17 protein-coding genes are annotated in these 14,400 nt (G+C 40.2%); 10 read left to right on the top strand and 7 right to left on the bottom strand.

Annotated features, from left to right (window positions below):
- Positions 1 to 252 precede the first annotated feature (252 nt).
- A complete protein-coding gene (locus BC659_RS06800) occupies positions 253 to 1,059 on the bottom strand; it encodes a Cif family virulence factor (RefSeq protein WP_133473910.1) in 807 nt (268 codons plus the stop codon).
- A 105-nt stretch (positions 1,060 to 1,164) separates the two neighbouring features.
- On the opposite strand from BC659_RS06800, the gene BC659_RS06795 reads away from it, so the two are divergent.
- The 10 genes from BC659_RS06795 (at position 1,165) to BC659_RS06745 (ending at position 8,878) form a co-directional block, all read left to right on the top strand.
- Positions 1,165 to 1,773, top strand: a complete 609-nt coding sequence (locus BC659_RS06795) for a hypothetical protein (RefSeq protein WP_133473909.1) — start codon at positions 1,165 to 1,167, stop codon at positions 1,771 to 1,773.
- Positions 1,774 to 2,416: 643 nt separating this feature from the next.
- On the top strand, positions 2,417 to 3,049 hold the full coding sequence (locus BC659_RS06790; protein ID WP_133473908.1) for a response regulator: 633 nt from the start codon (positions 2,417 to 2,419) through the stop codon (positions 3,047 to 3,049).
- A 351-nt stretch (positions 3,050 to 3,400) separates the two neighbouring features.
- Positions 3,401 to 4,033 carry a c-type cytochrome gene (locus BC659_RS06780; protein ID WP_133473907.1) on the top strand — a complete coding sequence of 211 codons (633 nt, stop codon included), beginning with the start codon at positions 3,401 to 3,403 and terminating at the stop codon, positions 4,031 to 4,033.
- Between the two features lie 34 nt (positions 4,034 to 4,067).
- A complete protein-coding gene (locus tag BC659_RS06775) occupies positions 4,068 to 4,868 on the top strand; it encodes a hypothetical protein (protein WP_211340717.1) in 801 nt (266 codons plus the stop codon).
- Between the two features lie 173 nt (positions 4,869 to 5,041).
- On the top strand, positions 5,042 to 5,269 hold the full coding sequence (locus tag BC659_RS06770; RefSeq protein WP_133473905.1) for a hypothetical protein: 228 nt from the start codon (positions 5,042 to 5,044) through the stop codon (positions 5,267 to 5,269).
- 128 nt (positions 5,270 to 5,397) lie between these two features.
- Complete coding sequence (locus tag BC659_RS06765) at positions 5,398 to 5,997, top strand: NifU family protein (protein ID WP_133473904.1); 600 nt, start codon at positions 5,398 to 5,400, stop codon at positions 5,995 to 5,997.
- 167 nt (positions 5,998 to 6,164) lie between these two features.
- On the top strand, positions 6,165 to 6,698 hold the full coding sequence (locus tag BC659_RS06760) for a DinB family protein (protein WP_133473903.1): 534 nt from the start codon (positions 6,165 to 6,167) through the stop codon (positions 6,696 to 6,698).
- A gap of 121 nt (positions 6,699 to 6,819) precedes the next feature.
- Positions 6,820 to 7,491 (top strand): DUF4377 domain-containing protein, encoded by a 672-nt coding sequence (locus tag BC659_RS06755; RefSeq protein ID WP_133473902.1) that lies wholly within the window; start codon positions 6,820 to 6,822, stop codon positions 7,489 to 7,491.
- A 62-nt stretch (positions 7,492 to 7,553) separates the two neighbouring features.
- Positions 7,554 to 8,186: a nicotinamide riboside transporter PnuC gene (gene pnuC / locus BC659_RS06750; RefSeq protein ID WP_133473901.1), complete on the top strand. Its 633-nt coding sequence runs from the start codon at positions 7,554 to 7,556 to the stop codon at positions 8,184 to 8,186.
- A gap of 98 nt (positions 8,187 to 8,284) precedes the next feature.
- Entirely contained in the window at positions 8,285 to 8,878 is a 594-nt protein-coding gene (locus tag BC659_RS06745; protein WP_133473900.1) for an AAA family ATPase, read from the top strand.
- Between the two features lies 1 nt (position 8,879).
- Here the strand turns inward: BC659_RS06745 and mtgA are convergent, their stop codons facing one another.
- The 6 genes from mtgA to BC659_RS06715 form a co-directional block, all read right to left on the bottom strand.
- A complete protein-coding gene (mtgA, locus tag BC659_RS06740; protein WP_133473899.1) occupies positions 8,880 to 9,605 on the bottom strand; it encodes a monofunctional biosynthetic peptidoglycan transglycosylase in 726 nt (241 codons plus the stop codon).
- A gap of 24 nt (positions 9,606 to 9,629) precedes the next feature.
- Positions 9,630 to 10,184: a hypothetical protein gene (locus BC659_RS06735; RefSeq protein WP_133473898.1), complete on the bottom strand. Its 555-nt coding sequence runs from the start codon at positions 10,182 to 10,184 to the stop codon at positions 9,630 to 9,632.
- A gap of 53 nt (positions 10,185 to 10,237) precedes the next feature.
- Positions 10,238 to 10,885: a LysE family translocator gene (locus BC659_RS06730; RefSeq protein ID WP_133473897.1), complete on the bottom strand. Its 648-nt coding sequence runs from the start codon at positions 10,883 to 10,885 to the stop codon at positions 10,238 to 10,240.
- Between the two features lie 77 nt (positions 10,886 to 10,962).
- A complete protein-coding gene (locus BC659_RS06725) occupies positions 10,963 to 11,586 on the bottom strand; it encodes a peptidylprolyl isomerase (RefSeq protein WP_133473896.1) in 624 nt (207 codons plus the stop codon).
- Complete coding sequence (locus BC659_RS06720; protein WP_133473895.1) at positions 11,586 to 13,118, bottom strand: GH3 family acyl-acid amido synthetase; 1,533 nt, start codon at positions 13,116 to 13,118, stop codon at positions 11,586 to 11,588. Before BC659_RS06720 ends, BC659_RS06725 begins: the two co-directional genes overlap by 1 nt.
- Positions 13,119 to 13,179: 61 nt before the next feature.
- Positions 13,180 to 14,400 (bottom strand): glycosyltransferase family 2 protein, encoded by a 1,221-nt coding sequence (locus tag BC659_RS06715; protein WP_246027086.1) that lies wholly within the window; start codon positions 14,398 to 14,400, stop codon positions 13,180 to 13,182.

Below are 14,400 nucleotides of genomic sequence, written 5' to 3'. Positions count from 1 at the left end.
AAATAAGAAGTATCCTATATCGAATCAGGAAGTATTTTTTTAACGCATTCATCTTTCTCTCTGTTTTCCATAGGTTTCCCGCCAGGGAAGAGCCCGGTAGTCTTGCCGGGCTTTTTTTAAAGTTAGCAGTGGGTGTGAATGGTGAATGGTCAATGGTGAATGAGGATCTATGCAAACAAATTATTTTACTCACTACTCACTACTCACTACTCACTATTCACTATTCACCATTGACCATTCACTCACTGCTCACTATTCACTACTCACCTGTAATAGTAATACCCATCCGGCAGTTTGTTTGCTCCATACGCGGAGATAGGGCCCCTTGCTCGATTTGCCATAGGTAAATGCCATATCCTTTGAGGAAGCTATGCCTGCGTTCACAAATAAGAAATCTGATGGGTGAGAAATCGCTTTCAATAGGTTGCCAATATCTCTGGCACCCATAACCGGCGCAAATTGATTCATATTGAACCAGCTTTGTACCGTGAGATATGGAGCATAAGCAGCCGAACCCTTTTCTTTTAGTTGATTATTTAATTGTTGATCAATGCTAATTACTTCATTCAGATCAAATTTTTCTGTAGTCACTTTACCCAGGTCGAGTTCTGCAACAGATAAAGGAATATTCCTTTCCTGTGTATAACGCGTACCCATATCTGCCAACACTTTCCATTCTCCTTTATCATTGATATGCCAAATGCTGCTGTATTGTCCGCGGCCACTTACCGTATCGTTAGCAGATCTTTTTAAATGATAAGGGCCGGTGGTAAAACCAAAATCACCGGAAGCACTGATAACCGCATATTCCGGACCCCAATTAAGCACAGCGGCATTCCCAGGCGACTTACTATGAAAGCTGATTCCGTTTACTGCATCTGCTCCGGGGAAAACCAACCCGCTACTGTCTAAAAACTGTAAGAAGCCTTTTTTAATTCCGTTGGCTACCGTATAAGAAGCAAAAGAACGTTCAGCATGTATCAGTGCCTTACTGTTTTTTTGTGCATAAACAGAAAAACCTGTAGTGAAGATGGCAATAACTATTAATAAAGATTTCATTGCTGATAGAATTTCAGCTAAGCTAAATGCAAAGCTTTTTTATAAAAGGCAAATTCTATAAGCGGCAGATAAATAGTCGTATTTTTAAATAAACCATGTTTAGCCATGCAAAAAAGAATTCCTGTGTTTTCTGTGTTGGTTTTTATGATGTATGTGAATGCTTTGGAAGCAGCAGAAATGCAGCCATCTGTAGATACTACTATTCAAACAGCCGTTACGTTAAAAGAATATCCAATAACCAATCTGGCTTCTATAAGAGATTTACGTTTACAAAGAGATGATCCTGAACGGTACTATGGTAGCTGGCAATGGGTAAATCATAATGGAGATCGTTTTATCATCCATATCCAACCTTATAAGGAAGAATTAGATAAGGGTGACAAGCCTGTAAAAGCAGATATTATTTGTCACTATAGCATTGTAAAGCAGGGAAAAAAGGTAGAAATGGATAGCGGTCAATCAAAAGAATCAGTTTTATATGGCTTTACTGCTGAAAAACAGCTGTTGCTCGCACCTGTGGAATGTAAAATTGAACATTTGGATCAATCCTGTTTTTTTGTATTTCAATTTACATCTGATAAAGGCGATATTGCTAATCTGAAAAGCGGTAGTCAGCTTTCTTTTTTTGCAAAAGCATTTAATAAGCAATCGGATAACAATACTCCGACGATTCCGGTCGACTTAATTATGAAGAAGACTTTAACATCCTACTAAAATGAGAACAGGTTACACACTTGTTGTGTAACCTGTTGCTCTGCTTCTAACATACTGCTTATAAAAAACCCAAACTTGCCAGATTTATTTTTGTTGGTCGTAAACCAACAAAGGCGACCCTTTTCAGGGGTCCGGCTTACGGGCCGGACCGGTATATTGCTATCGGTTCCTGAGTTAGAGAGTTGTCGCTTTTTTACCACCTGCTATCACTGCAATAATCAGTGCTGTGGTAATGAATTTTCCTTTCATAATGCTTATATATTGTTTGTTTGATGATGCAAAAATGCTACGGAAAACAATCCTGTTCAATCGCATATGAATGTGAAAGATGGGTCCTGCATGTTTATGTCGGAAACTGTTTTTAACAGCACCTGCATCTTATCCTCATATCCTGCCGTTTGTCAGTGAAACCGTTTCGTTATGTTAAAAAAAGCATCACATAAGTATGTGGTTTTGCAGAGCAAAATTTTGCAAATGGAGAGAGGAATGGTAACTTTAAAAGAGAGCAGTGAGTAGTGAGTAGTCAGTACTGAGTAAAAGCTTCCAAATACTCACTACTGACCACTGACTACTCACTCTAACATTATTATGCGATAGGTTACGCGGCGCACAACTGTTAGCTTTGACCTTGTAAAAGGACCTTATGACCAAATTATTGATTTACGAAGACAACCCCCAGTTACGTGAAGGATTAACTATGCTCATCAACGGCTCAGATGGATTTGAAGTATTGTCTGCCTTTAAAAACTGTAATAATGTAGAAGATGAAGTACGGGCCTTTAAGCCTGATGTAATACTCATGGATATTGACATGCCTGGTACCAATGGTATTGAAGGACTGAAAAAAATACGTGAGATAGATACAGATGTAAAAATTTTGATGCTTACTGTGTTCGACGATAATAAAAATGTATTTGATGCCATCAGCAATGGCGCCAACGGATATGTACTAAAGAAAACACCACCCGCAAGATTACTGGAATATATACAGGAAGCACAAACGGGAGGTGCACCAATGACTTCTTCTATTGCTACCCAGGTATTGAAAATGTTTTCTTCCCTCAACAACGAAAAAGGGGAAGATTATGATTTATCGGAACGTGAAAAACAGGTATTACAATTACTGGTGAATGGATATAGTTATAAAATGATTGCTGCTGAAATGTTTATCGCCATCGATACCGTTCGCTCCCATATCAAAAAAATCTACGAAAAACTCCACGTAAACAGCAAAAGCGAAGCTGTGGCAAAAGCTTTCCGGAATAAGATTGTGTAAATAAGTCGGAAAGACCAGAAGAAGATATTTTTAGTAATAAGACCTCTGTGCTACTCCGTGCATTACTCTGTGTACCTCTGTGGTAAAAAACCACAGCGGCAAAGGAGTGGGCACTGAGTAGCACGGAGGTTTTCTATCTATATAACAGCCATCTTTCTCTCGGTCTGAAGAAGAAATAGCCATTATGCGAACCAGAAACCATTCACCATTCACCATTCACCACTCACCATTCACATCTTCCCTTCATCCCAACCACATTTTTGTGTGATAGTTTGCAGGGTTTTGCAGGTTTATGTTTGTTCCGGAATCAAAAAGAAACCTGATTTTACGGAATACCATAAAAACAACAACATGACACTTAAAAACAAAACCCTCACACTTACAATCGTAGTATTGTCTGTTGTGGCAACCATTGCTGCCTGTAGTGATGCAAAAAGTAAAGAAACAGAAACCAAAAAAGAAGATATCACAGAAGTTCGTCAGAAAGAAAAAGATGAATTGATTGCTCGCGGTAAATATTTAGTAACTGTTTCGGGATGCAACGATTGTCATTCTCCAAAGATCATGACACAGTTGGGACCTGTACCGGATAGTACCAAACTGATGTCGGGTTATCCTTCAGAAAGAGGAATTCCTACATTGAGTGAAGCGATTGCCAAAGACCAGAACTGGATGAAAATGTCGCCTGACGCAACAGTTTTTGTAGGTCCATGGGGTATTACATTCGGTGTTAACCTTACACCTGATGAAACCACTGGTATTGGTAACTGGACAGAAGATGTTTTTGTAAAAACCATCCGTACGGGGAAACATCTTGGTCAGGAAGGAGGGCGTCCGGTGATGCCACCGATGCCCTGGTATATGATTGCGAAGATGACAGATGAAGACCTGAGTTCTGTATATCATTATCTGATGTCTTTACCTCCTATTAAGAATCCGGTACCTGCACCCATTCCACCAACTGAAATAAAAATTGTTAAATAGTACCATAACCCAAATGAAAAGAAGTTTACAGAAGATGAAAAGAACGATCGCAACCTTACTGACGATCGGATTACTCGTAACAGGTTGTACCAAGGAATTTGATCCGGGGGCACCCATAGATCCGGGAACACCTAATAACCAGAAGAAGCTGAGTAAGATTACTTACGATGATGGTAGTTATCTGGCTGTTCAGTATAATACAGCAGGCCAGCCGAATAAAATTACCACACTGGAAAAAAATACCGGTGGTGATGATATTACGGTGTATCAACTTGCCTATAATGGCGATAAACTCACACAGATGTCGACCACTTACGGAACAACTTATAAGTACACATATACCGGTGCAGATATTACCAAGGTAGAAGTGGTAACACCCAATAATGCGGTTATTGCTTATTATGAATATACTTACAAGGATGGCCGTTTGTGGCGCACAGATGTATTCAGCAGTTATGGAGGTCCGATCAGTACTACGCCTACCATGCGATTTGAGGTGGATTATTATACCAATGGCAATATCAAAACCATGAGCTCCTGGTATAAAGACTACAATACTGGTGCATTGGAGAAAACGGATGTATATGAGATGAGCACTTATGATAATAAAAAGAATACCAGTTTATTGTTTGAAAACAACCCTTATCTGCCCACTTTAACAGCTATTCCCAATAATCCGCTTACAGAAAAGCATTACGATAAAGCGGGTCAGCAGTATGCATCAGTAACCCATACTTATACCTATGATGATCAGGGAAATCCCATAAAGCGTAAAACCATAACCAAAGAAACAGGGATGCCTGATGCGGTTTCGGAAACCATTTTCCAATATTAAATATTTGATTCTCAATATTTTATAAAATACGCCTGTGTAAACCAATCCCGACCATCAGCGTCGGGATTCTTTTTATGTGATTCTCAAACCTGCAAAAACGTGCATTTCACATATTTGTGTGGTTGCAAACCGGCAAAAACAGGAATACTTTTGTCGGGTAATTAACAATAAACATGAAAGCAGCATTACAAAATATGGTACTCTACTTGCTTTGTCTGGCAAGTGTTGTATTGGCTGCCCCCCACCAATCAACCCTCTGTTCCAGGCCTTCAAATACAGGCAGAGCAGTTAATTTTTCCATTCCGCAACCCTCAGAACGTCCGGTATTTACACAGGCTAAAGAGGGTATAAGAAGCGATGCTTCTCTGCTGGAAGGCTCAGTCAGATTTGAACTTTGGTAGTCTTCACAGGCTTTCGATATCCGAAAAAAGCCCGGTTACGGTACCGGTAAATTCCTTCATGCCCGCGCTTTTGATTATTTTTGTATCAGGATAAGTATTTGCTTATCGTTTGTTAAAAGCATCGTGTTATGATTAAAACAGGTAATCCCGTTATCAGTATTTATACGGAAATGACTCCCAACCCTGAGACCATGAAGTTTGTGGCCAATAAACTCCTGTATCCGGGTAAAAGCATCGATTTCGCAGAAGAGGCACTGGCTGGTCCTTCACCACTGGCAAAGGAACTGTTTAGCTTCCCATTCATTAAGAGTGTATTTATCGCCAGCAACTTTGTAACACTTACCAAAACATCAGATACAGAAGACTGGCAGGACGTGATTCCTACCATTAAAGAATTTTTGAAAGAATACCTTGAAAATGGCGGTGTGGTAGTGAATGAAGAAGAAGTAGCCAAGGTAAAACAGGAAGCTTCCAATACCGTAAGTGCAGATGATGATGATATTGTAAAGAGGGTAAAAGAATTACTGGAGAATTATGTGAAACCTGCGGTAGAAATGGATGGTGGTGCCATTCAGTTTAAAAGCTACAACGAAGGTGTGGTAAATCTTATGCTGCAGGGAAGCTGTAGTGGCTGCCCCTCTTCCATGATTACCTTAAAAGCGGGCATTGAGGGTATGATGAAAAGAATGATACCTGAAGTAAAAGAAGTGGTGGCCGAGGCCGAATAAAATATTGTGTTTGGTTTTTTAAGGCGTTGTATGCATCCGTATACAACGCTTTTTTATTGCAATCGGGTGAAAATGCTGAATCTTTTGATAAGGAATACCTGTTTTTGTTAACATAGCCTAACATCGTTTATATTTGCCTACTCCCCAAACCCTGCAAAATTGATCACATGGAGAAAGAGGCAATGATTCAGTTGCTGCAACAGAACTATGCACAGCTGATACAACAGGTTTCTCAACTCGATGACCGCTCCTTATTACACGCTCCCCATGAAAAATGGAATGCGCTGCAACAGGTAGATCACCTCATAAAAAGTGTAACCCCGGTAAGTAAGGCTTTTGCTATACCTTCTTTTATACTGAGCTGGCGCTTTGGTGTGGCCAACAGGCCTTCCCGCAGTTATGATGCATTGGTAGACCGTTACCACATTAAACTGCAGGCAGGTGGAAGAGCTTCTGCAGCTTTTGTCCCCCCTACGGTAATAGCGGTAACAGAAAAAGGAAGATTACTGCAGGAACTTGAAAAAGTGACCAACCAACTGATACGCAGAACCGCTAGCTATAAGGAGTTCGCATTAGATAAATATATACTGCCTCACCCGCTACTCGGCATGATTACCCTTCGGGAAATGATCTATTTTACAGCCTACCATGCTTCACATCATGGAAAAACTATCCAGCATGGATTGATCTCACTTGGATAAATTATTTATTTGCTCTGTTAATTCAATAAAATGATTTTTTATTGCGTTTAAGCAAAGGGAATCTGTTAAAAGAAGCTGAAATGATAGCTTATGGTATGCTGTTTGCTTATATTGAAGTGTAATGAAGAGTAATCTCACCATATTATTTCTCTTTTTTCTGTCATCAGTATCCGCACAGCGGATGATTTTTTATGTGGCCGATACCAAGGCCGATTGTTACGGTGTTAGCAGCAGACCTTGTTTACAGGTAAAAGAAAAGCCAGGAGAACCCTATGCCTTATTTTACTCAGGTATTGATGGTTTTACGTACGAAGAAGGATACAATTACAAACTTGAAATCATGCGGGTGAAAAGAGAAAATCCACCCGCTGATGCATCAGCCTATACTTATTATTTACTGAAAGTACTAAGTAAGGAAAGATCGAAAACCTATGTGCAGAAAGTGATACCTATTCCCGATCAGGTATCGCTGCCACTGGCAAGAATCAGCCGAAACGGTAAGATGGAACAGGTGAGCGGAGGAGCCATTCCAGATATTTCATTCGATAAAAGAACCGGAAGAATATCAGGGAAAGCAGGTTGCAACCGTTATTTCGGAAGAGTAGTACTTGATAATGGTAAATTAATCATATCCGGCGTAGGCTCAACACAAATGGCCTGTACAGATATGCAGCTCGAATCGCTTTACCTGAAACACCTTTCTGCTGTAAACCGCTATCAGTTTAACAGCGGTATATTACAATTGTATAAAGACCAGGAATTGTTGCTGCAATTCACCATCCCCGAAAATTAATACCCTCTTATAGCCATAGTGGTAACAGTTTCCGTTTTGAAGCCGTATTTTGCTGTATCATCATGAGTTTTCAGGAAATCATAGATCAGTTTATCAGCGGTATCCGGCAAACAGGCACGCTGGAATTTATAGCAGTGATAGCAGGTATTGCCAGTGTATGGTTCAGTAGAAAAGAACATATTCTGGTCTATCCTGTTGGACTCGTTAACACTATTATCTATATATACCTGAGTCTAAAGGGTCAATTATTCGGAGAAGCCAGTGTGAATTTTTATTATTCGGTCATGAGTATTTACGGATGGATACTTTGGACGAGAAAAGATGCTTATACACAAACAAGGATACTCCATATAACCAACAGTTCAAAAAAGGAGTGGATACAACAACTGGCTTTTTTCGGTTTCTTTTATCTGCTCATTTTTATCTTGCTACACTGGTTGCAAAAGGGTTTTGCACCCGAAGCTATTCCATGGGCCGATGCATTTGCCAGTGCTTCAGCATATACAGGTATGTGGCTGATGGCCAAAAAAAAGACCGAAAGCTGGATCTGGTGGATCGCAACAAATATGGCATCTATACCGTTATATTTTGTGAAAGGGTATGTTTTTACAAGCGTGCAGTTCCTGATTCTTTTTGTTCTTGCTATTGCAGGTTTAATTGAATGGAAAAAGCGCGCAGGCGTACAGCTAAAATAAAATTATGTAAGACCTCCGTTCACCTCTGTGTAACATTGTGGTTTTTTACCACGGAGTTACACAACGTACTGCAGTGAGTTACACGGAGTAAAGAAAAAATGGTGCATAAAATCGTAATACTAGGACCAGAGTCAACGGGCAAAAGTACTTTGTGTGAATTACTGGCACAGCATTATCATACATTATGGTGCCCTGAATTTGCGCGGGAATATTTATTAACCAATGGAACTGACTATACATTTGATGATCTGTTAACGATTGCCAAAGGACAGCTGGCACTGGAAAATGAGTATGAAGGTATGGTGAATAGTGAATGGTCAAAGGTGAATGATAGATGGATTAATACAAAATCGCTAAGATCACAAAAGCACGAACCACTTTTATTTGTTGATACGGATATGTATGTAATGAAAGTATGGTGTGAATATGTATTTCAGAAATGTCACCATTCCATTCTAGATGAAATTATACAACGTAAATATGATCTTTACCTGCTCTGCAAACCAGACCTTCCATGGACACCGGATGAACTCAGGGAGTATCCCGATGAAAAACCCCGACAGGAACTTTATCAGATTTACCAGGATATCATGATCAATCAGAACACACCCTGGGTAGAAATTTCCGGAAACTATGAAGAAAGATTACAGCAGGCCATAACAGCAGTAGACAGTTTACGCATACAACCCTGAATTATTCAGACTTTAGCAAAGCCTGTAAATCAGGATCATCTTCAATATTCTGCATCTGTTTTAATATCTGTGGATAGCGCCAGGCAACACGGCGGCTCATAGGTTTAGGCAAAAACTTTTTAGGATTGGGCAAACTGGCAATAATCATTGCTGCTTCTGCACGTGATAACTGTGCAGCCGGTTTGCCGAAATATTTTCTTGCTGCTGCTTCTGCGCCAAATACACCGGGTCCCATTTCAATAACATTAAGGTATACCTCAAGGATGCGTTGTTTGCCCCAGATCCATTCAATCATCTTCGTAAAATACAATTCCGGTACTTTTCTGATATATTTTGTAATTCCGCCAGCCTGCCAGAGAAAAACGTTTTTAGCGGTTTGCTGTGTAATGGTACTGGCACCACCACCCAATGGAATTTTTGTTTTCTTTCCCTTCTTTTTAGGTTTCATGCTTCTTTCAATCGCATCCCAATCAAAACCACCATGGTCAGGGAAAGTCTGGTCCTCACTGGCAATTGCCGCCAGTTTCAAATTATAGGGTAGCTTTTTCCAGGAAATATAATCACGCTTTAGTCCATAAGAAAAACTATTCGATAGCTGTGTAATGGTAATAGGAGGCATTACCCAGCGACAGATAATGATATACACCAGCGAAGTAAGAAACAACCAGAGAGAGGTACGACATATAAAGCGCCATATTCTTTTTATCGGGGATATTTTTTGTGTCATGAAAGAACAAGATACTACTTAACCTTATTGAGCTGCAATGATCTGCATGGAATATTTTCTTCCCATACGGTAATACGATTTGTATTTCAGTGACTGCAGATGACCCACTAAAAATACACCTGCTGCAATACCAATCCGCCGAAGATTATAAGAGGCAAAAACAGCTTCTCCTTTCTGGAGGCTGTTAAAAAGGTTGAGGAAAATATAGCCGGCGCTGCCAAGCTTCAATAAAGAACCATTGGTAAACATGCCACTCTTAAAGCGATTGCCGGGCATGCCGATGATTTCTGAAATATGTACCCCCATCGGGCCAATCCAGGAAGTATCCATCATGGGAAGGCCAAAAGCACCTGCCACCTGCCTCAGGATATAACAATTTAAAAAAACGGAGTCTTTGGAGATACGTTTAATTTTTCCATCAATCCATTGAGTAGTTACATATTGAAAATGGATAAAATCGTCTTTTACCCAACTTTGGATATTCTGGTTTTTTTTCTTGAATACGAGTACACCCGACTGCGCTTTTGTAGCAGAATGGAAACAAAAAAGAAGAATAAGCAGCAGTAAAAATGGTCTCATGCAGCAGCAAGATAAACAGGAAACGATGGATTTTCTTTAAGCCTTTGTTAAACCTATTTGAACAAGGCTAGTACACCCCAGCAGAGTGCTACACCAAAACCAATCAGTATTAACCCCGAGAGCTTATTGATAAAACGGAGGTTCTTTGCATTGAGCCGTGAACGTAGCTTACCTGCCAGAACCACTTTTGCAATATCAGCCAGCAATACAAAGAGCAGGCAGGTAGTAAAAACAATAAAGCGGTATTCGCCCGGATGTGTAGCTGTTTGTGAATCGGCCATGATTAAAGTGGTCCAGGCAAACCAGAAAAGAAATACACCGGGATTCAGCATATTCATAAAATATCCTGAAAGAAAAATGCCTGCATAATCTCTTTTCCGGAAGGTTTTGGTAAGGAGTTTATTCTCCTCATCAACCTGTACTTTTTTAAAGAATAAGGTATAAACGCCAACGGCAATTAAAAAAATACTCCCTGCAATGGCAATCGTATTTTTATAAGAAAGTGCTGTATTAAAAAGGCCGGTAAAAAAATTACAGACCATTACCAATGTAATATCACTGGCAGAAACGCCTGCTACAAAAACATAACCCGCTTTATGCCCGTTATTGATGCTTTGCTTTATTATGGCAAAAATAACAGGGCCAACAGAAATACTGAGAATAAGACCCAGTATCAATCCTTTCATCAGTGGAGCTATCATTCAGCGGTCATTGGGTTAGGTACTCAAAATAAGCGGATAATTTTAAAAAACAGTCTTGTTTTGATTAACGGATGAATCTAGCGCAGAATTTTTGCCGAAATAATCATATCCAGCCCTGGAAAATTTTCAAAGAGATAGCTATTACCGTATCTATAAATAGAATCCTGCATGGCAGCGACTTTTTTACTGTATTGGCCATTTAATCTTACCAATACATCCATGCCTTTAATGACTTTACCAATGGGTGTATATCCTTTCACACCTTCTTTCACAGTAGTATCAAATTCAGGATTATCCTTCATATTAATAAAGAGTTGGGTAGCCCTGCTGTTGGCTTGTTTACGCGCAAAAGCAACAATGCCCTTTTTGTGCAGCTGCAGTACTGGCTCATCACGTAGCTTTTTACTAAGCCAGAAAATATTTTTCTCTATATTATCTGAAATACCAAACTGAACCAGATAATCCGGTTCAACACGGAAGAAAAAACTTGCATTGTAATAGCCCGTAATTACCAACTGATATAAACGGTCAACGCCCATAGGAGACCATCTTCTATAAGCTTCCAGCACAAAATCGCCTTTGGTAGTTTTGAATAATACCTGAAAACTTTCCGGCGCCCTTCTTTTTAGTATACCCATAGCCGGAGCCTGTGCTCCTGCATAAAGTGAAAACAACAAGGCGAAAATAAAAAGATATTTCATCAGGGAACCAGTTCTTTTTTTAGGAATGCCTGCCAGTCTTCGAGCATCTTTCCTTTCAGTACACGTGGAAATTTATGTTGGCCACCTACTTTACCTTTTGAGCGCATAAATTCCATAAACTGTTCTTCCGTTAACACATCAAGCATCACTTCTTTGAGTGCACTTTTACGCTCAACAGCATAGTCATCATTCAGTTCTTTTAATTTCTCGTCAATCAGGCGAGTCAACCGTTGCTTATCTACCTGATCGTTGCAGGCAACGAACCAATGGTGTGCAAAAAAACTGCCATAAGGAACACCTGCTACCGTAAATTCAGGAATACAGATATTCATCTGCTCACTTGCCAGCTGAATGGCTTTGTTCATATTATCAACACTCAGATGTTCTCCTACAAGACTTAAAAAATGTTTGGTACGGCCTGTAATGACAATCTCACATCTTTCCTTATCAACAAAACGAAGTGTATCGCCAATTAAATAGCGCCAGGTGCCCGCTGAGGTACTGATGAGTAAGGCATAATCTTTTCCTTCTTCCACTTCATGAATCATGAGTGCTTCCGGATTATCAATCATATCGCCATTGGCATCAAAATTCTTATCATCAAAAGGAACAAACTCCATGAAAATATGCTCACTGGTAACCAGCCGCATGCCTTTTGCAAATTGACGGTCCTGGTAAGCAATAAAACCTTCACTTGCCAGATAGGTTTCAATATAGGTAATGGGCTTACCCAGTAATCTTTCAAACCCTTTTTTATAGGGTTCAAAGCTTACGCCGCCATGAACGAAGAAGGCCAGATTGGGCCACATTTCGTGGATATTATTGAGCTTATATCGCTCAATTACCATTTCCATACACATCTGGATCCAGGCAGGTACGCCTACCAGAAAACCGATATCCCATTCAGGGGCCTTGTCAACAATCTCTTCCAGTTTTTTGTTCCAATCTTTCTGTTTGGCTATTTTTTTTCCGGGTTTATAAAAGGGCTGAAACCAGAAAGGCGCTTTTTTCTGCGTAATCCCACTCAGGTCACCGGCATAATAGCCAGGGCCTTCTTTTTGTAAATCGGTGCTACCCCCTAGGGTGAGCCATCCTTTGCCGATGGAACTATAAGGTATATTTTCATAATTACGCAGGCTCAACAGTTGTTTGATCATCACAATCTTGTTACCGCTGAGCAGATCGTTGGTTACGGGAATATATTTACTGGCGGCCTCACTCGTACCACTGCTGAGCGCATAGTATCGTATTTTACCCGGCCAGCATATGTCGGGAATACCCTCCAGGGTTTTATGCCACCAATCTTTATGAATCTTATTATAATTATAAGTAGGTACCAGTTCCTGAAACTTTTTCCCCGGATGTTTCGATAATAAAATTTCATCGAAACGGTATTGCTGACCAAAAGCAGTAAATCTGGCCTTGCGCAATAACTTCTTTAATACCCTGATCTGTTGTCTGCGCGGATTATTCTGCGGCAGCCTTAATGCTTTTAAAATACGATTTGGCAATTTTATATCAAGGATAGACATCGTTAGGTCTCAGGTTAATTGAATATACGAAACTACAGTAAAAACTACTAAAACTATCTTGTCAGTTGTTAAATGGTAAGGAATCGGAACCCGTAAATACAAATCTGAAAAATAATCCCCTGAGCCTTGTCATCAGTTGTGTGGCTTCCTGTAACGAAAGATCAGGCACACATATAATCAGTTGTTTAATATCGTATTGCTGACAAAGCAGACTCAGCTCAGACAGGTGTCCTATTTGTGAGAGGGCTTTTTCCTGAATACCGATACAACCTTTGATGATGCCGGGTTTAGATCTGTTGTTTATGAGCAACCGGGCATGTTCACAGGCAACCAAATCGCCCAATACAAAAGCAGAAGAAACACTGTTGAGCATGGGCATAACAGAACGGGGCGGTGATAGCCATTTGCGAAAAGCAGCCATCCACTGCACCAGAAAAATAAAAGGAATTAATAAACCGCCCAATCTGTAATGTTTTTGTACAAACAAACGCATGGCTTTATAAAAAATACGGTTCTGTTGTTGTGTTCGGTTACGCGAGCTTTGACCCTTATAGTGAATGATACAGGCATCGCCCAGATAGAAAATGGAATAACCCAGTTGCTGAACACGTACAGAAAGGTCTACATCTTCTCCGTACATAAAAAAGGCGGCGTCGAAACCATCCAACTGATTAAGAATGGTTTTTCTCACCATCATAAATGCGCCAGCAAGAATGGCTACCGGATGTTGTTCCTGAATAGAAAGATGTCCGAGTGCATAATGATTCAGCCATCCTGATTTCGGAAACAAAGCCGCGACACCTGTAAGCTTGAAAAAGGCATTCAATAAGCCAGGTCTCGCTCTTTTACTTTCGGGTAAATAATTTCCAAATCCATTGATCATTCTCACACCCACGGCCCCGCAACTTATATTCTTATGCAGGAATTGTACGCAATGTGATAGGGTGTTTTCAGGTACCAGCGTATCGGGATTCAGAAAAAGAACATACTGCCCGCTGGCATGTGCCAGTCCCAGGTTATTAGCCCTGGCAAAACCAATATTGGTTGGAGAAAAAATAAACTGCACATCCGGAAAAGCTTTCCTGAGATGCTCAACACTTTTATCTTCCGAAGCATTATCGACTACAATAATTTCACCGCTAATCTGCTGCATCGAGCGCTTTACGGATAAAATACATTGCTCCAGAAAAACGGGTACCCTGTAATTTACTATGATGATACTCAGCTCCAAATAAAGATTTTCTACTGCAATAATAAGCAGGAATACGCACCCTATCTCCAC

This window comes from Sediminibacterium goheungense (genome assembly GCF_004361915.1).
Taxonomy (GTDB): Bacteria; Bacteroidota; Bacteroidia; order Chitinophagales; family Chitinophagaceae; genus Sediminibacterium; species Sediminibacterium goheungense.
Note: the sequence above shows the minus strand (reverse complement) of the source record. Positions and strands in the feature narration are given on the sequence as shown.

Coding starts and splice junctions, on each gene's coding strand:
- BC659_RS06800 (WP_133473910.1), bottom strand. CDS start 1,059: ATGAAATCTTTATTAATAGTTATTGCCATCTTCACTACAGGTTTTTCT.
- BC659_RS06795 (WP_133473909.1), top strand. CDS start 1,165: ATGCAAAAAAGAATTCCTGTGTTTTCTGTGTTGGTTTTTATGATGTAT.
- BC659_RS06790 (WP_133473908.1), top strand. CDS start 2,417: ATGACCAAATTATTGATTTACGAAGACAACCCCCAGTTACGTGAAGGA.
- BC659_RS06780 (WP_133473907.1), top strand. CDS start 3,401: ATGACACTTAAAAACAAAACCCTCACACTTACAATCGTAGTATTGTCT.
- BC659_RS06775 (WP_211340717.1), top strand. CDS start 4,068: ATGAAAAGAACGATCGCAACCTTACTGACGATCGGATTACTCGTAACA.
- BC659_RS06770 (WP_133473905.1), top strand. CDS start 5,042: ATGAAAGCAGCATTACAAAATATGGTACTCTACTTGCTTTGTCTGGCA.
- BC659_RS06765 (WP_133473904.1), top strand. CDS start 5,398: ATGATTAAAACAGGTAATCCCGTTATCAGTATTTATACGGAAATGACT.
- BC659_RS06760 (WP_133473903.1), top strand. CDS start 6,165: ATGGAGAAAGAGGCAATGATTCAGTTGCTGCAACAGAACTATGCACAG.
- BC659_RS06755 (WP_133473902.1), top strand. CDS start 6,820: ATGAAGAGTAATCTCACCATATTATTTCTCTTTTTTCTGTCATCAGTA.
- pnuC (WP_133473901.1), top strand. CDS start 7,554: ATGAGTTTTCAGGAAATCATAGATCAGTTTATCAGCGGTATCCGGCAA.
- BC659_RS06745 (WP_133473900.1), top strand. CDS start 8,285: ATGGTGCATAAAATCGTAATACTAGGACCAGAGTCAACGGGCAAAAGT.
- mtgA (WP_133473899.1), bottom strand. CDS start 9,605: ATGACACAAAAAATATCCCCGATAAAAAGAATATGGCGCTTTATATGT.
- BC659_RS06735 (WP_133473898.1), bottom strand. CDS start 10,184: ATGAGACCATTTTTACTGCTGCTTATTCTTCTTTTTTGTTTCCATTCT.
- BC659_RS06730 (WP_133473897.1), bottom strand. CDS start 10,885: ATGATAGCTCCACTGATGAAAGGATTGATACTGGGTCTTATTCTCAGT.
- BC659_RS06725 (WP_133473896.1), bottom strand. CDS start 11,586: ATGAAATATCTTTTTATTTTCGCCTTGTTGTTTTCACTTTATGCAGGA.
- BC659_RS06720 (WP_133473895.1), bottom strand. CDS start 13,118: ATGTCTATCCTTGATATAAAATTGCCAAATCGTATTTTAAAAGCATTA.